The 19,284-nt window shown below is 64.3% G+C and carries 18 protein-coding genes; 10 read left to right on the top strand and 8 right to left on the bottom strand.

Annotated features, from left to right (window positions below):
* Positions 1-288: 288 nt before the first annotated feature.
* Together R2R70_RS18345 and hisC are read right to left on the bottom strand one after the other, a co-directional pair.
* Positions 289-732, bottom strand: a complete 444-nt coding sequence (locus R2R70_RS18345) for a VOC family protein (protein WP_234368065.1) — start codon at positions 730-732, stop codon at positions 289-291.
* 167 nt (positions 733-899) lie between these two features.
* Complete coding sequence (hisC, locus tag R2R70_RS18340; protein WP_107336700.1) at positions 900-1,955, bottom strand: histidinol-phosphate transaminase; 1,056 nt, start codon at positions 1,953-1,955, stop codon at positions 900-902.
* 388 nt (positions 1,956-2,343) lie between these two features.
* Between hisC and R2R70_RS18335 the strand changes: the two genes are divergently transcribed.
* The 3 genes from R2R70_RS18335 (at position 2,344) to radA (ending at position 5,684) form a co-directional block, all read left to right on the top strand.
* Positions 2,344-3,483 carry an alkene reductase gene (locus R2R70_RS18335; protein ID WP_410978679.1) on the top strand — a complete coding sequence of 380 codons (1,140 nt, stop codon included), beginning with the start codon at positions 2,344-2,346 and terminating at the stop codon, positions 3,481-3,483.
* A gap of 179 nt (positions 3,484-3,662) precedes the next feature.
* The gene (locus tag R2R70_RS18330) at positions 3,663-4,130 is read left to right on the top strand and encodes a copper resistance protein NlpE N-terminal domain-containing protein (protein WP_043336742.1); all 468 of its coding nucleotides are present in this window, start codon (positions 3,663-3,665) and stop codon (positions 4,128-4,130) included.
* A 141-nt stretch (positions 4,131-4,271) separates the two neighbouring features.
* On the top strand, positions 4,272-5,684 hold the full coding sequence (gene radA, locus R2R70_RS18325; RefSeq protein ID WP_131431156.1) for a DNA repair protein RadA: 1,413 nt from the start codon (positions 4,272-4,274) through the stop codon (positions 5,682-5,684).
* Positions 5,685-5,842: 158 nt separating this feature from the next.
* Here radA and R2R70_RS18320 read toward each other — a convergent pair whose 3' ends face one another.
* A complete protein-coding gene (locus R2R70_RS18320) occupies positions 5,843-6,487 on the bottom strand; it encodes a DUF1415 domain-containing protein (protein WP_131431157.1) in 645 nt (214 codons plus the stop codon).
* Between the two features lie 338 nt (positions 6,488-6,825).
* Between R2R70_RS18320 and R2R70_RS18315 the strand changes: the two genes are divergently transcribed.
* Positions 6,826-8,697, top strand: a complete 1,872-nt coding sequence (locus R2R70_RS18315; RefSeq protein WP_410978678.1) for a SulP family inorganic anion transporter — start codon at positions 6,826-6,828, stop codon at positions 8,695-8,697.
* A 118-nt stretch (positions 8,698-8,815) separates the two neighbouring features.
* Positions 8,816-9,922 carry a tRNA 2-selenouridine(34) synthase MnmH gene (gene mnmH / locus R2R70_RS18310; RefSeq protein ID WP_043336739.1) on the top strand — a complete coding sequence of 369 codons (1,107 nt, stop codon included), beginning with the start codon at positions 8,816-8,818 and terminating at the stop codon, positions 9,920-9,922.
* Positions 9,923-9,948: 26 nt separating this feature from the next.
* Here mnmH and R2R70_RS18305 read toward each other — a convergent pair whose 3' ends face one another.
* On the bottom strand, positions 9,949-10,698 hold the full coding sequence (locus R2R70_RS18305) for a type 1 glutamine amidotransferase (protein WP_131431159.1): 750 nt from the start codon (positions 10,696-10,698) through the stop codon (positions 9,949-9,951).
* A gap of 104 nt (positions 10,699-10,802) precedes the next feature.
* Here R2R70_RS18305 and R2R70_RS18300 point away from each other — a divergent pair, with 104 nt between their 5' ends.
* From R2R70_RS18300 to R2R70_RS18290, 3 genes are all read left to right on the top strand, one after another.
* The gene (locus R2R70_RS18300; RefSeq protein WP_043336737.1) at positions 10,803-11,096 is read left to right on the top strand and encodes an MGMT family protein; all 294 of its coding nucleotides are present in this window, start codon (positions 10,803-10,805) and stop codon (positions 11,094-11,096) included.
* A 181-nt stretch (positions 11,097-11,277) separates the two neighbouring features.
* On the top strand, positions 11,278-11,889 hold the full coding sequence (locus tag R2R70_RS18295; RefSeq protein WP_054555215.1) for a YjaG family protein: 612 nt from the start codon (positions 11,278-11,280) through the stop codon (positions 11,887-11,889).
* Between the two features lie 62 nt (positions 11,890-11,951).
* Positions 11,952-12,800, top strand: a complete 849-nt coding sequence (locus R2R70_RS18290; protein ID WP_410978677.1) for a CHAD domain-containing protein — start codon at positions 11,952-11,954, stop codon at positions 12,798-12,800.
* Positions 12,801-12,908: 108 nt separating this feature from the next.
* Here R2R70_RS18290 and hisF read toward each other — a convergent pair whose 3' ends face one another.
* From hisF to hisB, 4 genes are all read right to left on the bottom strand, one after another.
* Positions 12,909-13,682 carry an imidazole glycerol phosphate synthase subunit HisF gene (gene hisF / locus R2R70_RS18285; RefSeq protein ID WP_043336726.1) on the bottom strand — a complete coding sequence of 258 codons (774 nt, stop codon included), beginning with the start codon at positions 13,680-13,682 and terminating at the stop codon, positions 12,909-12,911.
* An 11-nt stretch (positions 13,683-13,693) separates the two neighbouring features.
* Complete coding sequence (hisA, locus tag R2R70_RS18280; protein ID WP_043336722.1) at positions 13,694-14,440, bottom strand: 1-(5-phosphoribosyl)-5-[(5-phosphoribosylamino)methylideneamino]imidazole-4-carboxamide isomerase; 747 nt, start codon at positions 14,438-14,440, stop codon at positions 13,694-13,696.
* Between the two features lie 115 nt (positions 14,441-14,555).
* Positions 14,556-15,197 carry an imidazole glycerol phosphate synthase subunit HisH gene (gene hisH, locus R2R70_RS18275; RefSeq protein ID WP_410978676.1) on the bottom strand — a complete coding sequence of 214 codons (642 nt, stop codon included), beginning with the start codon at positions 15,195-15,197 and terminating at the stop codon, positions 14,556-14,558.
* Between the two features lie 69 nt (positions 15,198-15,266).
* Positions 15,267-15,860: an imidazoleglycerol-phosphate dehydratase HisB gene (hisB, locus tag R2R70_RS18270; RefSeq protein ID WP_043336716.1), complete on the bottom strand. Its 594-nt coding sequence runs from the start codon at positions 15,858-15,860 to the stop codon at positions 15,267-15,269.
* A gap of 260 nt (positions 15,861-16,120) precedes the next feature.
* Between hisB and R2R70_RS18265 the strand changes: the two genes are divergently transcribed.
* Together R2R70_RS18265 and R2R70_RS18260 are read left to right on the top strand one after the other, a co-directional pair.
* Positions 16,121-16,606 carry an acetyl-CoA sensor PanZ family protein gene (locus R2R70_RS18265; protein ID WP_225347481.1) on the top strand — a complete coding sequence of 162 codons (486 nt, stop codon included), beginning with the start codon at positions 16,121-16,123 and terminating at the stop codon, positions 16,604-16,606.
* Positions 16,607-16,846: 240 nt separating this feature from the next.
* Positions 16,847-19,240, top strand: coding sequence for an AsmA family protein (locus R2R70_RS18260; protein ID WP_131431162.1), 2,394 nt, complete (start codon positions 16,847-16,849; stop codon positions 19,238-19,240).
* The last annotated feature ends 44 nt before the right edge of the window (positions 19,241-19,284 follow it).

Below are 19,284 nucleotides of genomic sequence, written 5' to 3'. Positions count from 1 at the left end.
TTTCTCCATGTGAGAGTAGGTCATCGTCAGGCACTTATACTGAACCGCCCCTGTAGCCTTGCTGCAGGGGCGGTTCTCTTTGTACACGGAAAAAATGTGCGCAGGAAAAGTTGTGCAGAGAGCCCTGCATGCGAATCAGCTGTGGGCGAGAGAGAAGGGCGAGAGAAAAGCTCTGCCCAGGCAACGTGCACATGACACGAGAAGGCCCCTGTCGAGATATCGACAGGGGCCTTTTGTCTTCGGGGCCTTTTATCTTCAGGGCCAGTGAAGTTTCAGTGCGCCATCACATCAGAGCGAGACTTCGTAGAGTTCGATGGGCGTACCGTCAGGGTCTGCCAGGAAGGTGAAGCGGGCGCCGGTGTATTCATCGACACGTATCGGCTCTGGCGTGGCGCCACGGGCGATCAGCAGCTCGACACAGGTATCGATGTCTTCCGTCGCCAGCGCCAGGTGACGAAGGCCACAGGCTTCCGGATAGCTGGGGCGCTCAGGCGGCGAAGGGAAGGAGAACAGCTCCAGCTGGATACCGCCCGGCAGGCGCAGGTCGAGCTTGTAGCTGTCGCGGGCCTCACGATAGGCCTCGTTGATCACCTGCGCATCCATGACCTCGAGATAGAAGCGCCTGGCGCGAGGGTAATCAGCGGTGATGAGCGCCACGTGATGGACCCGCGTCAGAGGCAGGCGGGGTATCGGGGTAGCGTCTGAAGCCATGGCGAGACTGTCCGTTGTCATGTTGTGCTCCTGCAGAGTGTTCGGTGCGATGAACGGCACGACGAACTGTGTGATGAGCTGTGTGGATGGGCCGAACGGTGAGCACCTGAGTGACATCCTGATGAAAGAAGGCGCCCACTGGGCGCCTTCTTTGATTGGAGCCATCACTGGCCAGGCCGTGCGCTATCTCAGCGACACAGGGTTTCCAGGGCTTCGATCAGGCTGTCCATCTCGGCATCGGTACCGATGCTGATGCGCAGATAGTCACGCAGTGCGTCGGTGTTGAAGTGGCGCACCAGGATGCCCTGTTCGCGCAGGCCGATGAACAGCTTGCCGGCATCGTGGGTCGGGTGTGTCGCCAGCACGAAGTTGGTCTGCGAGGGCAGGATCTCGAAGCCCAGCGCGGCCATGCGATCGCGCGTCTGCTCGCGGGTGGTGATGACGCGTGTGCGGCACTCATCGAAATAGTCGGGATCACTGAGCGCGGCGACGCCGACCTGTTCGGCCAGGCGATCGATGGGGTAGGAGTTGAAGGAGTCCTTCACGCGCTCCAGACCCTCGATCAGCTCACGCGAGGCCACGGCATAGCCAAGACGAATGCCCGCCAGGCTGCGCGACTTCGAGAAAGTGCCCGTCACGACCAGATTCGGATACTGATGAATCAGCGGGATGGCGCTTTCGCCACCGAAGTCCACGTAGGCCTCGTCGACCAGTACCACGCTCTGCGGATTGCGCTCCAGCAGCGCGGCAATCGCCTTGCGGCCATGGCCATGCCCTGTCGGGGCGTTGGGGTTGGCGAAGATGATGCCGCCATTGTCGTTGCCGAAGGCTTCCAGGTCGACTTCCCAGTTGTCGGTCAGCGCGATGCTGCGCGACTCGATGCCATACATGCGGCAGTAGACCGGGTAGAAGCTGTAGCTGATGGACGGCAGCAGCAGCGGCTTGTCCTGACGGAAGAATGCCTGGAAGGCCAGCGCCAGCACCTCATCGGAGCCATTGCCGACAAAGACTTCCTCGGCGGCCACATGAAAGGTATCGGCCAGGGCGGCGCGCAGCGAGCTGGAGCTCGGGTCCGGGTAGCGGCGCAGATCAGAGGCATTGAACTCGCGCAGCGTCTGCTCCACGGCGGGCGCCGGCGGATAGGGGTTCTCGTTGGTGTTCAGCTTGATCAGCTGCTCACGCGGTTGTTCGCCGGGGACGTAGGGGGTCAGGTCGTGGACCTGGGGGCTCCAGTACTTGCTCATGATTTCTCGCCGCTGGTGACAGTGCATGACCCGTGTCATGGATGCTTTTCATGTTGCCCGCTGGATCGTCGCGGTACAAGCTCCGGCATGCGCTCTGAGTGAGTCATGAGGGGCATTGGAGCGGTGATTGAAGGCTGTTCGAAGGTCTGTTGCGAAGGACTGTCGGGAGAGAGTGTTGTGAAGGGCTATCGAGAGTGGTGTTGGAAGAAGCCCAAGAGTGGCCGCACGGCGGGCTTCGCCCATTGTTGCCATGCCAGCATTATTCTCGTGCGATGCGCGTGCTTGAAGCAGCGCGTGGTGTGCCGCATGTCACAGGCATGCTTACCCAGCTCGTGCGACCTTGCACGATGAGGACGCTGGGCGAAGACCTTCAATTCAAGGAGTCCCGATGACTGCCAACACCAGTGCCCCGTACGCTGATACCCTGCTCGATCCGGTCAAGCTCGGTGATCTGACCCTGCCCAACCGCATCCTGATGGCACCGCTGACACGTGCTCGTACCCCCGACAGCGTGCCCGGTGAGCTGCAGCAGGCCTATTACGGTCAGCGTGCCGGTGCCGGCCTGATCATCAGTGAGGCGACCAACATCTCGCCCACCGCACGTGGCTATGTCTACACGCCGGGCATCTGGACCGATGAGCAGGAAGCGGGCTGGAAGGGCGTCGTCCAGGCGGTGCACGCCAAGGGCGGACGCATGGCGCTGCAGCTGTGGCACGTCGGGCGTGTCTCGCATGAGATGGTGCAGCCGGACGGCCAGCAGCCGGTCGCGCCGAGCGCCCTGCGTGGTGAAGGCGCCCAGTGCTTCGTCGAGTTCGAGGACGGCACCAGCGGACGTCACCCCACCAGTACGCCGCGCGCCCTGGAGACGGACGAGATTCCCCAGCTGATCGAGGACTATCGCCAGGCCGCCGTGCGCGCCAAGCGTGCCGGTTTCGACATGATCGAGGTGCACGCCGCCAACGCCTATCTGCTCAACCAGTTCATGGCCACCGGCACCAATCAGCGCACTGACCAGTACGGTGGCTCGGTCGAGAACCGTGCGCGCCTGACGCTGGAAGTCGTCGATGCCGTCGCCGAAGTCTTCGGCCCTGAGCGTACCGGCATCCGCCTGACGCCCTTCATCGAGATATTCGGTCTGACCGATGACGAGCCGGAAGAGATGGCCTTCTACATGGCCGAGCAGCTCTCCAGACGTGGCATCGCCTATGTGCACGTCAACGAGCCGGACTGGGCCGGTGGCGACATCAAGTTCAGCGATGACTTCCGTCGTGCCCTGCGTGAGCGCGTCACGGGCGCGCTGATCTTCTGCGGCCATTACGACGGTGAGAGCGCGGCACGCATCATCGATGAGGGCATCGCGGATGCCGTCGCCATCGGGCGCCCGTATATCGCCAACCCGGACCTGGTCGAGCGCATTCGCCTCGGCGCTGAGCTCAACGAGCAGGACCCGGACACCTTCTACGGTGGTGGCGCCAAGGGTTACACCGACTATCCGTTTCTCGACAATGGCCATGATCGCCGCGGCTGAGGCCGACACGATTTAGCGAATGGTGTTCGATAAACGCCATCGGGGGTGGCCTCTCGGGGCGGATACCCGCTATTCTTGAGCATGGAAGCTTGTGAGCGGTCTGCCTGCCAAAGCGGGTAGACCGCTCGCCGTCGATAGCGCTGATGCTGCTATCGAGTCATCGCCTTAAGGAGGATTCAATGCAGATCAGGACTCTGATGGTGGGAGCCGCGCTGATGGTCGGTCTCGCCGGGTGCGCATCAACGGCCCAGACCAATGACGGTGCCGCTGACAACAGCGCCACCGAGACAGCCAGCGAGCAGGTTGCCGTCTACAAGGGCACCCTGCCGTGTCGTCGTTGCACGGGCATTGACCTCGATGTACGCCTCAAGGGTGCCGAAGAGGCAGCCCAGGATGAGCGTACCTTCAGTCTCGATGCCACCTATCGTGATCATCCGCAGCAGCCGGATCCAGAGCATTACGAAGGCCAGTGGGACGTGCTGTCCGGCACCGTGACGGACCCGAACGCGACCGTCTATGAGCTGACGCCGGACGGCGAAGGTCAGACCTACTACTTCCTGCGTCTGGATGCCCAGACCCTGGAGCTGGTCGACCCGCAGAAGCGTCGCTTCCAGAACGGTGAGACACTGCGCCTCAAGCGCCAGTAAGCGTGCCGTGCGCCACAAGGCGATCGTGAGCACAAGGAAGGCGGCGCAAGCCGCCTTCCTTGTGTCTGGCCGTTGGAAATCCGCGGCTGACGACACTCCGCCGCGGCGCCGAGAATCATTTCTTCCCGACAGGATTGTCTGATGGCGAAAGCAAAGAGCGCCTTCGTATGTACCGAATGCGGTAGCGAATTCTCGAAGTGGCAGGGCCAGTGCAGCGGCTGCCGCGAATGGAACACCCTGCAGGAAATCCGCGTCGGCGCCACGGTATTGCCCGGCGCCGCCCCCGCTGCGGGGGCCGTCGCCGGTGGTCCCGCGCGTAGCGCCAGCAATGGGCGGGGCGGCTACGCCGGCACGCTCAGCGACAACGTGACCGATCTTTCCAATGTCTCGCTGGCCGAAGTGCCGCGCTTCTCCTCGACCTTCGGCGAGTTCGATCGTGTGCTGGGCGGCGGGCTGGTGCCGGGTTCCGCCGTGTTGCTCGGTGGCCACCCGGGGGCCGGCAAGTCGACACTGCTGCTGCAGACCGCCTGCAAGCTCGCCCAGCACAAGCGCTCACTCTACGTCACCGGTGAGGAATCGCTGTCGCAGGTGGCGATGCGCGCCCATCGTCTGCAGCTGCCGACCCAGGGCCTCAAGATGCTGGCCGAGACCAGCGTCGAGACGATTCTGGCCACCGCCGAGCGCGAGAAGCCCGAGGTGCTGATCATCGACTCCATCCAGACCATGCATCTGGAGGATCTGTCATCCGCGCCGGGTGGTGTCTCGCAGGTGCGTGAGTCCGCCGCCGCGTTGACCCGCTTCGCCAAGCGAACCAACACCGTGCTGCTGCTGGTCGGCCACGTGACCAAGGACGGCTCGCTGGCCGGGCCCAAGGTGCTGGAGCACATGATCGACGCCTCCCTGCTGCTGGAGGGCGATGGCGATTCGCGCTTCCGCACGCTGCGTGGCCAGAAGAACCGCTTCGGCGCGGTCAACGAGCTGGGCGTGTTCGCCATGGTCGAGCTGGGCCTGAAGGAGGTGAAGAATCCCAGCGCGATCTTCCTGTCGCGCAGCGAGGAGCAGTCCTCCGGCAGCCTGGTGATGGTGGTGTGGGAGGGCACGCGACCGATCCTGATCGAAGTGCAGGCCTTGCTGGATGACTCGCCGCTGGGCAATCCCCGCCGTGTCGCCGTCGGCCTGGACGGCAATCGCCTGTCGATGCTGCTGGCAGTGCTCAACAAGCATGGCGGCCTGTTCACCGGTGATCAGGATGTCTTCCTGAACGTGGTCGGCGGGGTCAAGGTGCTCGAGACCAGTGCCGACCTCGCGGTGCTGTGTGCGGTGGTCTCCAGCCTGCAGAACCGTCCACTGCCGCGCGAGCTGGTGGTGTTCGGCGAGGTGGGACTGTCCGGTGAGATCCGTCCGGTGCCGAGTGGTCAGGAGCGCATCGTCGAGGCCGCCAAACACGGCTTTACGCGCGCCATCGTGCCCAAGGGCAATGCCCCCAAGAATCCGCCCAAGGGCATGACCATCGTGGCGGTCGACAAGCTGTCCCAGGCACTGGAAGCCCTGTGACATCTGCGACTGCCGTGTGAGCCTCCGCACGGGACATCGTGGTGTGATGTAGTATGCAACGAACAAGGCCAGCCTCGCGGCTGGCCTTGTTCGTATGGGGTTTTCTCCGAGCACGAAGCTCAGTCCTGCTTGTCAGTCCTGCTTGTCAGTCCTGCTTGTCAGTCCTGCTTGTCAGCCTGGCGGGCGGCGTGAGCACAGGCCTTGAGGCGTGAGACCAGAAGCTCGACACCGCGCTCGCGCATCAGTTCTTCATTGCGCCCCGGCACCTCTTCGACATCGCCTGCGTAGGCATTGATGGCGGCTTCGACCGAGCTTTCGCGCAGCAGGTGCAGCATCGGGTAGGGCGAGCGGTTGGTGTAGTTGGCCGCGTCGTCTTCCTCGGTATCCTCGAACACGTATTCCGGGTGGAAGCTGGCCAGCTGATAGATGCCTTCGTAGCCCTGCATCTCGAGCAGCGCCTCGGCGTAGTCGAGCAGCTCCAGGTAGGTGTCGAAGTCGCGGAAGCCGTCCTTGAAGATCACCAGCGTCGTCTCGGCGTCGCGATTGGCGTCCAGGTTCAGCAGCTCGTCGCCGAGTGCCTGCAGGCTGCGCTCGAGCCCTGCACCGGGCACCACGGCATACTGGATGCTGTTGCGTGCCAACTCGCGCGCGGCAAACGGGCAAAGATTGTCAGCGATGATGTGCGTCTCGACCCACTGGCGAGTGGCGTCGATGGCCTCGGCTTCGCTGGCATCCAGCGGCGGGGTATAGCCACCCGCCGTCTCGGGAGTCGTGGTATCGGTCGGCGTAGCGTCGGTGGTCATGGCGTCAGGGTCCGCAGCGGTGTCAGGAAAGGGTATTGTCACTGCTCGGGCGCGGCATGGCCAGCGCCGTGTCTTCTCGTCTCTCTTCGTTTCTCGTTATCGTGTCTCGTCGCCGTGTTGCTTGATCATGTCTCTTCATCGTGTCTCTTCAACATATCTCTTTCTAGGGAAAGGACCGCAGGGCCGCAGGTCGTTGTCGGGTATGTGGCGGCCCTGTTTCATTAGTGATTTCAGCGATAGACTTATCACCGCTGGTTTCAAGCCTGCCCCGAGTACGTTCAGGGACATTGCGGCTACCGGCTGACGACTTCTTTCCTGCCTCGCCACGGAGATACTTCTTGTCCGCTGATACTCCGCCTCCTTCCTCGCCGCCCCCCGAATCTCCCGAATCTACCGAGACGGCAGAGGGGCCCGAGCACACCAGTGCCGCGGCCTATCGTCTGTCGCGACTGTTGCCCTTTCTCGGCTGGATGCGTCAGCTGTCGCCCGGGGATGCGCGTTCTGATCTGATCGCGGGCCTGAGTGGCGCGGTGCTGGTGCTGCCCCAGGGGGTAGCCTATGCGTTGATCGCCGGCCTGCCTCCGGCGCATGGGCTGTATGCCGCCATCGTGGTGGCGATCATCGCCGGCCTGTTCGGCAGTTCGCGGCATATGGTCAGTGGCCCGGCCGCGGCGATCTCGATGGTGGTGTTCGGCACCGTCTCGACCCTGGCCGCGCCGGGCAGTCCCGAATACCTGCCGCTGGTGCTGGCGCTGACCTGCATGGTCGGCATCATCCAGCTGTCGTTGGGGCTGATGCGCATGGGGGCGCTGGTCAATCTCATCTCACACACGGTGGTGATCGGCTTCACCGCCGGCGCCGGGGTCTTGATCGCCACCAGTCAGCTCAAGCATCTGTTCGGCATCGCGCTTGGCGATGCCTCGAGCTTTCTCGGCACCTGGTGGGCGCTGCTCGGGCATCTGGGCGATACCTCGTGGGCCACGTTGATCACGGGACTCAGCACCTTGCTCACGGCCGTGCTGGTTCGGCGGCTGAATCGCAAGCTGCCATGGATGCTGGTGGCGATGGCCGTCGGCTGCGGTGTCGCGGCATTGCTCGGTGGCAGCGCGGCAGGTATCCCGATGGTCGGCGCTCTGTCCGGCAGTCTGCCGCCGTTTTCCCTGCCGCCGCTGGGCTTTGATACCCTGCGCTCGTTGGGCGGGGCGGCCTTCGCGCTGGCGGTGCTCGGCCTGATCGAGGCGGTCTCCATCGCGCGCGCCATCGGCGTACGCTCGCATCAGCGTATCGACGGCAACCAGGAGTTCATCGGTCAGGGCCTGTCGAATCTGGCGGGCAGTTTCTTCTCGTGCTTTGCCGGCTCCGGCTCCTTCACGCGCTCCGGCGCCAACTATGATGCCGGCGCCCGTACGCCGCTGTCGGTGGTGGTGGCGGCGCTGATCGTGCTGGCGGTGCTGTTGCTGGTGCCTGACGTGACCGCCTGGCTGCCATTGCCGGCGATGGCGGGCCTGATCATGGTGATCGCCGCCAACCTGATCGAAGTCGCTCATATCCGTCAGATTCTGGCCGTCAGCCGCGAAGAGGCGGTGGTGCTGGTGATCACCTTCCTCGCCACCCTGCTGTTGCCGCTGGAGTTCGCCATCTTCGCCGGGGTGCTGGTCTCGCTGGTGCTGTATCTGAACCGCACCTCACGGCCACGGCTGGTCGAGATGGCGCCAGATCCGGAGCACCCGGAGCTTGGAGTGCGCAATGCCGAGCGTTATCAGCTGGCCCAGTGCCGGGAAGTGGTGATTCTGCGCGTGGATGGTTCGCTGTTCTTCGGGGCGGTCGACCACGTCCAGCGCAAGCTGGCGCGCTATACCGGCAAGCACGTCATTCTGCTGGGCACCGGCTGCAACTTCATCGATATCGCGGGCGCCGAGATGCTCGAGATCGAGCAACGTCGCCTGCGCGATGCCGGCGGCAGTCTCAGCATGTGCGGCTTTCGCATGTACGCGCTGGAAGTGATGGAGCGCGGTGGCTTCCTCGAGCGCATGGGGCGTGAGAACTACTTCCATACCGCCGAGGCGGCGATTGCCTCGCTGCGCGACTCGGTCGCCGAAGCGCATCGCGCCCAGGGAGAACAACCCGCTGCCTGCCCCGATTGTCAGCTGTTCGGTCCGGCCGGGATCGGGCCGGGGCAGGGGGTGCGCCTGACGCCACCGTTGGCGTGAAAGCACAAGGCTGGGGGCGGCTGCACGCTTGCGCTAGAATATGGCCCCTTGATGATGCGGCCAGTCAGCTAGCCGCCGCCCATTGCCTCAATCCTGTTCTGTCTGCCGAGAGATGCCCATGAGTTTGCCCACCGTGGCGGCCAGCTGCGACCTGATTCGCGACGGCCGTCCGTTGATCGATGTGCGTGCGCCGGTCGAATTCGCCGCTGGTGCCTTGCCGGGTGCCGTCAATCTGCCGCTGATGGATGATGAGGAGCGTCATCGCGTCGGGGTGCAGTACAAGCAGGTCGGCCCGGAATCGGCGGTACATCTTGGCCATCAACTGGTCAGCGGCGGGATCAAGCGCGCACGTATCCGCGCCTGGGTCGAGCACGTCGAGCGGCACCCTGACGCGATTCTCTATTGCTTCCGCGGCGGCATGCGTTCCCAGCTCAGTCAGCAGTGGCTGCAGGAAGCGGGGATCGAGCGTCCGCGCATCGAGGGCGGCTGGAAGGCCATGCGTCAGCAGCTCTGTCAGCATATCGATGAGCGTGCCGAGCAGGCCCCGATGCTGTTGATCGGCGGGCTGACCGGCTGCGCCAAGACCGAGCTGATCCATGCGCTGGACAATGGCATCGACCTGGAAGGCTGTGCGCGCCACAAGGGGTCGGCCTTCGGCCGCCACCCCTTCCCGGCGCCGAGCCAGATCGACTTCGAGCACCGCATCGCCGCCGAGATGCTCACGCTTGAGGATGAAGCGCCGACCATCATGGAAGACGAGTCGCGCTTCATCGGCAGCGTCAACATTCCGCTCGCCACCTGGCGCGCGATGGAGCAGGCACCGTTGATCCGCGTCGAAATGCCGCTGGACTGGCGAGTGGTGCAGATTCAGAAGGACTATATCGAGGGGCTGTGGTCCACCTACAGTCGTCACTATGGTGACTTCCTCGGCTGGACCCTGATGCAGCGCCAGCTGCGTCAGGCGCTGCTGCGTCTGCGCAAGCGCCTGGGCAGTGCGCGCCTTGCTCGTCTGGTGCGCATGCAGGACATCGCCTTCCAGGAGCACAAGCGCGGCAACCCCATTGCCCATGAAGGCTGGCTGGCGCCGCTGCTCAGTGAGTATTACGACCCGATGTACCGCTATCAGCTCGAGAAGCACGAGCGCACCTTCCTGCACGTCGGCGACTGGGACAACAGCCTTGCCTTCGCGCGTGAGTGGAGCGCCAATCACCGCTGGCAGCGCTGACACTCCTCACGGGCGCCGGTCAGCGCTCACGCATTCAGCCAGTCCACCAGCAGGCGGTCCAGCAGGGCCGCCTGACGATCAAAGCGCTTCGGGTCTTCCAGCAACGCCTCGCGTGACTGCACGCCATTGCCCTCCAGGGGCGCGGGATGGCGGGCAAGGCGGTCCTGCGTGGCCGCCGCATCCATGTGCGGATGGAAGTTGAGCGCCACCACGCGCCCCTCATCCCAGCTGAAGCCGGCCACTGGCGTATGCTCGCTGCTGGCCAGCAGCTCGCAGTCTTCCGGCAGGCCGCAGATCTCCTCGTGCCACATCAAGGCCTCGAACTCGGCGGGTAGCCCCAGCGGGCACTCGTTGCTGCGCGTCAGCGTGGCCCAGCGACGCTGCGGCACCACGGCGGATGAGACGATCGCCCCCATCTGCTCGGCGATCAGTCGCGCCCCCAGGCCAATTCCCAGGAGCGGGCGATTGCTGTTCAGCGTGCGCCGAATCAACTTGCGCTGCAGGCGCAGCGACTGCTGTTCGGCGGGCGAGGCGGGCTGGGCGGCGCTCGACAGGCGTTGCGGTCCATCCAGTACCACCAGCGCATGAAAGTCATCGATGCCCGGCAATGCTTCGCCTGCCAGCGGGAAGCTGGTGTTGAAGCTGTGCCCCATGCCGGAAAGCCAGTCCTTGAGACGTAGCGGACTCTGCCAGTCATGCGCTAGCGTTGCGGTATCGGCGGCTGAATCTGGTTCAGTGTCAGGGAGTTGCCCCTGATGTATGAAGTAAAGATGCATGGCTTCATCATGCGTGAGCGCCATGTCAGCGTAAAGGCCCCAGTACTTGCTTCTCAGTACCTGCACCGGGCGAACCAGCCGCGACACGACAAGGAGAGAACCGCATGCGGGCCGAACTGCTCGAACAGATCTACACCGTGGTGGCGCAGATACCCGAAGGGCGCATCACCACCTACGGGCGTATCGCCAAGATGACCGATGGCGCCAGCGCGCGCATGGTCGGCTCGGCGATGCGTCACCTGCCGGATGGCCATCAGTTGCCGTGGCATCGCGTGATCAATGCCTCGCTCAAGGTCACCGAGCACGGCGGGGCAGTGCGCCAGCGGGAAAAGCTGCGCAGCGAAGGCATCCTGTTCGATGGTGCCGGCCGCGTGCCGACGGAATGCCTGTGGCCCTGAGGTAGGCGGCAGCACGGCAGCGCTCGAGCGGGAGCGTGTTCATCCGGCCACGCGCGGGCGCTACCCTTTCGCCTATCCTATCGCATACCCTATAGCGACCTCCGGTGACATCGCGGCTGGCGGAGCCAAGACGCCAGCGTGAACGCCGCATATTGAATAGTGAAGTGAGAATAGAGCCGTCATGACTCAGCCTGTATCCGGTTTCCGTGCGCGCCTTGATGCGCTGGCCCCCGTGCGCCGTACTGCCTTCATGGCGGCGCTGACCGAGCGACTCCTGCCCAATGCCGGCTTCTACGCCGAAGCCAACGGCACGGCCAGCGCGCTGGACACCACGCGTGAGCTGCGCAAGCTGCTGGACCTCGTCTGGGAGCAGCTGCGCGTGCGCGATGCCAAGATCGATTTCTCGCTGCAGGCCGAGAAGGTCACCGCCTTCGAGCCCGCCGAGGAAGATGACAGCTTCGGCGCGCGCCGCGCGCTGGAAGCCGTGATGGCGCTGACCGCCTGCATCGATGTGCTGATCAGCGAAGAGCCGGAAGCCGCGCTCAAGATCAGCCGTCTGTCCGCCGATGGCGTGCGCGCGCTGATCGACCTGCAGGCCGGTGAGGGCATTGAGCAGGAAGCGCTGGAAGCCATGATTCGCGAACATCCGTTGATGATCGATGAGCGTGATTTCCAGGACGCCGTGCTCGAGAGCGTCGAGGCCCCGCAGCTGTCACGCGATGACTGGCGCGCGCTCAAGCAGTTGGGCCGCAATGAAGATGTCAGCAATCTCGGGCTATCCTTGCAGGACTGAGCGGCCCGATTCGGGCCATCCTGGTGCCAGTGAAGACTGGCCAGCCGTTGTTGGAGAGACAGATGAGCGACACCCGTCAGCAGGATTCTTCTCCGATGAACGCAGCGCTGAATGGCGTGATTCAGGCGCGTCTGGACGCCATGCGTGAGCGTCTCGCGCAGCCGACGCTGAGCGCGGCGGATGTACACGCGCTGCGCGTCGACTGCAAGCAGCTGCGCGGCTGGTGGCAACTGCGGCGTGAGTCACTGGGCAAGTCGGCGGTGAGTGAGCATCAGGCGCGTCCGCGCGCCGTCGCCAAGGCATTGGCCGGGCCGCGCGAGGCGCACATGCTGCGCAAGACCCATGGTCGCGCCTACGCCTGGGTGGATGAGCGCAGTCAGCGCCTGCTGGATGCGCTGCGTCCGGGGCTGACCAGTGCCTCGTTGAGCGAGCCCGAAGGCGAACTGGATCACGCGCCGCTCGAGACGCTGCTGGGCGAAGAGCGGGCGGCCTGGCAGGCGGCACCGCTGACGGTGGAGGAGCTCAACACCGGGCTGGAGTTCAGTCGTCATCGCATCAGCAAGCTTGCGGCGCAGGTGGCCAGCAAGCGTGAGATCGAGACGTCTCACCGGCTGCGCAAGTGGGTCAAGTACCGCATGTTCCAGCTGGCACTGGCACACGAGGCGCTGGGTGAGGCAGCCGCGCGGGAGCTCGAGTCACCGAGTCACGGACGGCGCCGCGAGCCGGAACTGCTCGACAAGGCGGCTGCGCGGCTGGGCAATCAGCATGACCTGGCGGAGCTGGCGCTGTGGGTCGGGGAGCGCGTGATGCTGCCTGCCGCCGAGAAGCATCTGGTCGCGGACATCATGACGCTTGCCGACCAGCGACTCGCGCAGGCGCTCAAGCCGCTGAAGAAGCTGGGCTACGTCTGAGCGCTGTTCTCGCCTGAGCCGAAGTTGCGTCTCTGAAGACAAGAACGCCGCCATTCCCTGAGGAAATGGCGGCGTTCGTGTTTCTGCCTGAACTACCTGCGGCTGCGCTTACAGGCGCATCTCGATACCGCGTGCGGCCATATGCGCCTTGGCCTGGGGGATCGTGTACTCGGCGAAGTGGAAGATGCTGGCGGCCAGCACCGCATCCGCACCGCCTTCGAGCACGCCATCCACCAGGTGGTCGAGGGTGCCGACACCGCCGGAGGCGATCACCGGCACGCTGACGGCGTCGGAGATGGCGCGTGTCACGCCGAGATCGAAACCGGCCTTGGTGCCATCGCGGTCCATGCTGGTCAGCAGCAGTTCACCGGCGCCCAGCTCGACCATCTTCTTCGCCCACTCGACGGCGTCGAGTCCGGTCGGCTTGCGGCCACCATGGGTGAAGATCTCCCAGCGCGGTGTCTCGCCGTCCTGGCTGACGCGCTTGGCGTCGATGGCGACCACGATGCACTGGCTGCCGAAGCGTTCCGCGGCTTCACGCACGAAGTCCGGGTTGAACACGGCCGCGGTGTTGATCGAGACCTTGTCCGCGCCGGCATTCAGCATGGTGCGAATGTCTTCACAGGTGCGGATGCCGCCCCCCACCGTCAGCGGGATGAACACCTCACCGGCGATGCGCGAGACCATGTCGACCGTGGTGCCACGGTTGTCGACGCTGGCGGTGATGTCGAGGAAGGTGATCTCGTCGGCGCCTTGCTCGTTGTAGCGCTTGGCGACCTCGACCGGGTCACCGGCATCGCGGATACCGACGAAGTTGACGCCCTTCACGACACGACCGGCGTCGACGTCCAGACACGGAATGATGCGTTTGGCGAGTGCCATGATCGCTCCCCTCAGGCCTTGCGGCCGGTGATGGAGTCGGACAGCGCCTGCGCTTCGGCGATGTCCAGGCTGCCTTCATAGATGGCGCGGCCGGTGATGGCACCGAGGATGCCCTGATCGGCCACTTCGGCCAGGCCACGGATGTCATCCAGGTTGGTCACGCCGCCGGACGCGATCACCGGGATACCGCCTTCGCGGGCCAGTGCCACGGTGGCTTCGATGTTGACGCCCTGCATCATGCCATCGCGGGCGATGTCGGTGTAGACGATGGAGGACACGCCGTCGTTGGCGAAGCGCTTGGCCAGCTCGGTGGCCTTGATGGTGGAGACTTCGGCCCAGCCATCGGTGGCCACGAAGCCGTCACGCGCATCGAGACCGACGATGATGCGGCCCGGGAAGGCACGGCACATCTCGGCGACGAAGGCCGGTTCCTTCACGGCCTTGGTGCCGATGATGACCTGACCGACACCAGCTTCCAGGTAGTGCTCGATGGTCGCGGCATCACGGATGCCACCGCCGATCTGGATCGGCAGCTCCGGGTAGGCGCGGGCGATGCGTGTCACGGCGTCGCCATTGACCGGCTTGCCTTCGAAGGCACCGTTGAGATCGACCAGATGCAGACGACGGCCACCGGCCTCGACCCAGCGCGCGGCCATGGCCAGCGGGTCATCGCCGTAGTTGGTGGAGTCTTCCATGCGGCCTTGCTTCAGGCGTACGCACTGACCGTCCTTGAGATCGATCGCGGGGATTACCAGCATGTCGGGTGTCCTCTCGGCGTGTCTGGGCACGCCTGTATTGTCGTCGGTATATCGAAGGCGGATGTATCGGCGTCCGTCACGCGAGACAGGCGCCGAGGGTCACGCGGGCGAGCCTTCAGGGCTGCCAGCGGACGAAGTTCTCGAGCAGCTTGAGGCCGGCGGCCGCGCTCTTCTCCGGGTGGAACTGCACCGCGAACAGGCTGCCCTCACCGATGGCGACGTGCGCCTCGGCACCGGCGTAGTGCGTGGCACCGTAGACCTTGGCGCGCTCGCTGGCCGATACATAGAAGCTGTGCACGAAGTAGAAGCGCGAGTTGTCCTCGATGCCTTCCCACAGCGCGTGGCCCTGGGTGTGTGCGACATGGTTCCAGCCCATGTGCGGCACCTTGAGGCGCTGGCCGTGCTCGTCCAGCTGCTGGTCATCGAAGCGTTTCACGTCGCCCTTGAAGTAGGCGAGGCAATCGATGCCACCGTTCTCTTCGCTGCGCTCCATCAGCATCTGCTGACCGACACACACGCCCAGCAGCGGCTTGCTGTGGTTGCTCAGCAGCTCGCCGACCAGACCGCGCAGCTCGGCGCGTTCAAGCTCGCCCATGCAGTCACGGATGGCGCCCTGGCCGGGCAGCACCACGCGGGTGGCGCCGCGGATGGCGCGCGGGTCGCTGGTGATCACGACATTCTCGTCGGCCACGTGCTCAAGCGCCTTGGCGACGGAGTGCAGGTTGCCCATGCCATAGTCGATGACGGCAATCGTCATGTCTTTCTCCCGAAGGCCGGAGCAGGCTCCGGCGCTGGATGTCAGGCGTCTGGCGCCCGGATCATTCGTTTACAGCGAGCCCTTGGTGGAGGCGATACGGCCTCCCATGCGCTCATCCTCTTCCACCGCCATGCGCACGGCACGACCGAAGGCCTTGAAGATGGTCTCGGCCTGGTGGTGGGCATTGAAGCCCTTGAGGTTGTCGATATGCAGGGTGGCGCCAGCGTGATTGACGAAGCCCTGGAAGAATTCCCAGAACAGCTGGGTATCGAAGCGACCGATATTGCCGCGGGTGAACTCGCACTGCATGAACAGGCCCGGACGACCGGAGAAGTCGATCACCACGCGCGACAGGGCTTCATCCAGCGGCACGTAGGCATGGCCGTAACGGCGGATGCCGGCCTTGTTGCCCAGCGCCTGCGCGAAGGCCTGACCCAGGGTGATGCCGATGTCCTCGACGGTGTGGTGGTCATCGATATGCAGGTCGCCATCGCAGTCGACCTCGATGTCGATCACGCCGTGACGGGCGATCTGGTCCATCATGTGTTCGAGGAAGGGCACGCCAGTGTTGGCGCTCAGCTTGCCTTCACCGTCCAGATTGATGCGGACCCGGATCTTGGTTTCCGAGGTGTTGCGATGAACTTCGGCGATACGCTCTACCATGATGTCTCTCCAGCGGTCGGTGACGCCATCAGCGGCTTCGAGGCCGATGGGGTCTGGGCGCAGTCTGGGGCCTTTGGTAAGAGAGGCGTGTGTCCAGTCCGGCCGGGAAGTGCGCATCATGTGGTTATTGTCATGTGATGTCGCAATCGAAATCGTGATCAGGGCATTGACGACGGCAGAGAGCCGTCGGCGGGGCGCTTGATCGGCGGCAGGCGCGTCGTCTTTGTGCCTGCCCGACCCGTCATTATAGAGAAAGGACAATGGCATCCGCTACAATGGCGGGCATTCATATCGCGGGCGAGGATCTCACCATGCCGGTCACTCTTCAGATGATCGATCACGCACGCTGGCAAACCGATGAGCAAGTCCGTATCGATCTGTCGCGTATCTATCACGAAGCCCCCAGTGAGCGTCTCCCGCTCGCCCCGGATGACTTCATTCAGGCCAATCTCGCCGCGGGACACCGCTTCTGCAGCGCCTTCTTCAACGATCGTCATATCGGCGCGCTACTCTGCGAGGATGAAGGCGATGCCTGGAAGATCAGCCATTGCTGCGTGCGCAAGAGCACGCGCCGACGCGGTGTGGGTACGCGTCTGATGGCCCTGCTGTCGCTGGAAGCGGCCAGTGCCCAGCGTCTGCTGGTCGTGCCGAGTCAGGGATTGACTCTGGCCGACGAGCTGCTGGTATCACGTCTGGGCTATGTGCGAGACCCCGCCCGCGACGGCTTCGTGCTGGCGCAGGAGTGAACCCGGTCGTTGCCGGATGCGGAACTGACGTCAACGCGACCTGTCCACCGGCTGTGTCATCATCGATGTTGTCTTGAGGCTGTCTCGCTGTGCGGGAGGATGGCGCGCAGCGCTCGAGCTAGATGATGAGCGGGAGAAAGGGCATCGCCTGATGTCATGAGTCCCCAGCGCCATTCCATGTGCTGCCCTCTGGAGTGAGGGCACCGTAGCAATTCTCATCGTGTCAAAGGGAGGACGCAGATGAAAGCACTGTTCAGAGCCTTGCTGGCCATCGTCGGAGTACTGGCGTTGGTGGTCGTGGCAGGGGTGATCTATGTCACCACCTTCCTCGATCCGAATGATCTCAAGCCGCGACTGGTCAAGGCGGTCAAGGACCAGGCGGGGCTGGAACTGGCCCTGAACGGCCCGCTGGACTGGTCCTTCTATCCGCGTCTCGGCGTCAGCGTCGAGGACGCCGAAGCCTGGCTGCCGGAGCAGGAACGTGATCAGTCACCGTTTGCCTCCTTTACCCGCGCGGAAGTCGGCGTGTCCTTCACGCCACTGCTGAGCGGTGAAGTCGAAGTCGAAGGCGTCTTCCTCGACGGCCTCAAGCTGGCGCTCGAGCGTGATGCACAGGGGCGTGGCAACTGGGAAAGCCTGCTCGAGCATGCGGCGACGGCCGCCGACAGTGGCGCGGCGGATGAAGCGCTGCCGCCGGCCAAGAGCGCCGGTGTGGCGCTGGCGGATGACACGACCCCGTCGGTGCAGAATGGCGCCGGCAGCATGGCGGTCAATCTCGATATCGCCTCGGTGCAGGTCACCAATGGTCAGATCGCCTATCAGGACGCGGCCAGCGGGCTCGACATGACGCTCAATGACGTGGCGTTGACGTCCTCCAACGTCAGCCCCGACAAGGCCTTCCCGGTCGAGCTGTCGTTCGTGGCCGATGGGCGTGAGCCGGAACTTCAGAGCACCGTCAGCCTCGATGGCAAGGTGGCGCTGGACCTGCAGGGCGGCCGTCATGTGCTGACCGGCGTGAGCCTGGATACCACCACGCGCATGCCGTCGCTGGGTGACAAGGACCAGAGCGTGGCGCTGGACATCGACACCCTGACGCTGGATACCGACAAGCAGCTGTATCTGGCCGATGGCGCCGAGCTGGATGCGACGCTCCATCAGGCCGCGCTGGGTGACAAGGCCCTGCCGCTGAAAGCCACCTTCGGTGCCGAAGCGGACCTGGCGGCGGGCACGGCGAATCTCGAGAACCTGCTGCTGACCTCCGGCAGTGACCTTCGCCTCAGCGGGGCGCTCAAGGCCAAGGACATCACCGGCGATGCGCTCAGCTATAGCGGCCAGTTCAAGCTGGCACCGCTGTCGCCCAAGGCGTGGATGACGCGTGTCGGCATGGAAGCGCCGCAGACTGCCAAGAGCAGCGCGCTTACCTCGCTGGCCTTCTCCAGCCCGTTCAAGGGCGACATGTCGCAGGTGCAGCTGACCAACCTGGTCATGGCGCTGGATGACACCACCATCAATGGGCGCCTCGGCTCGTCCTTCGATGCCTCGCAGATCACCTTCGATCTGGATGTCGACGCGCTCAATCTCGATGACTACCTGGCACCGGCAGGCGCAGACGAGAAGACGGCAAGCCTGGGGGAAGCGCTCACGGCGGGCGTGATCGCGCCGGTCTATGCGGCCGATGGCGACGCGGAGTTGCTGCCGGTGGCATTGCTCAAGACGCTGGGCCTTCAGGGGCAGCTGGATATCGGCACGCTGATCGCCTCGGGTCTCGAGATGAGCAAGGTGACCGCCAAGCTGTCCGGTCAGCCGGGTGTGCAGCAGCTCGATAGCCTGACGGCCAGCCTCTATGGCGGCTCGCTGGCGGCCAATGCGCGCATCGATAGCCGCAAGACACCGCTGAGCATGAGCTTCGGCGAGAAGCTGACCAATCTGGATATCGCGCCATTCCTCAAGGCGCTGGCGCCGGAGCAGAAGGACATCCTGCGTGGTCGCCTGACGCTCAATGGTGACTACACCACCAGCACCAATCAGATCGACAGCATCAAGCGCAATCTGAACGGCAAGGGCAACTTCGAGATTCGCAATGGCGAGGTGCTCGACGTCAATATCTCCAGGGAGATGTGCACTGCCGTGGCGACGCTGAGTGGCAAGACCTCCTCACGTGAATGGAAGGCCAATACGCCGCTGGAGCGCGCGCAGGGCAGCTTCACGGTCACCAATGGCGTGATCAGCAATCAGGATCTCGCCCTGGCGATCCCGGGCATCGCGCTGGACGGCAAGGGCCAGCTCAACCTGCCGACCGAGGCCTTCGACTACAACGTGGCGGCGCGCTTCATCGAGGGCGCGGATGACGCGGCCTGTGAGGTCAATCCGCGTCTGATCAAGCTGCGCTTCCCGGTGCAGTGTCAGGGCAACCTGAGCGGTGAGCCGGGCGAGTGGTGTGGCTTCGATCAGAAGGGCTTCCAGAGTGCCGCAGCGGAACTGGCCAAGGATGAAGCCAAGCGTAAGGCGGGCGAGAAGGTCAGCGAGAAGCTGGATGAGAAGCTCGACGAAGATACCCGCAAGAAGATCGACGACAAGCTGGGCGAAGGCGCCAGCGACAAGCTGAAGGGCGCGATTCAGGGGCTGTTCAACTGATCACTCGCTCCCTTCGTAGCAAGACCGGCACGCCAGCTCCTCGG

It is taken from the genome of Cobetia sp. SIMBA_158, from assembly GCF_046566945.1.
Lineage (GTDB): Bacteria > Pseudomonadota > Gammaproteobacteria > Pseudomonadales > Halomonadaceae > Cobetia > Cobetia amphilecti.
Note: the sequence above shows the minus strand (reverse complement) of the source record. Positions and strands in the feature narration are given on the sequence as shown.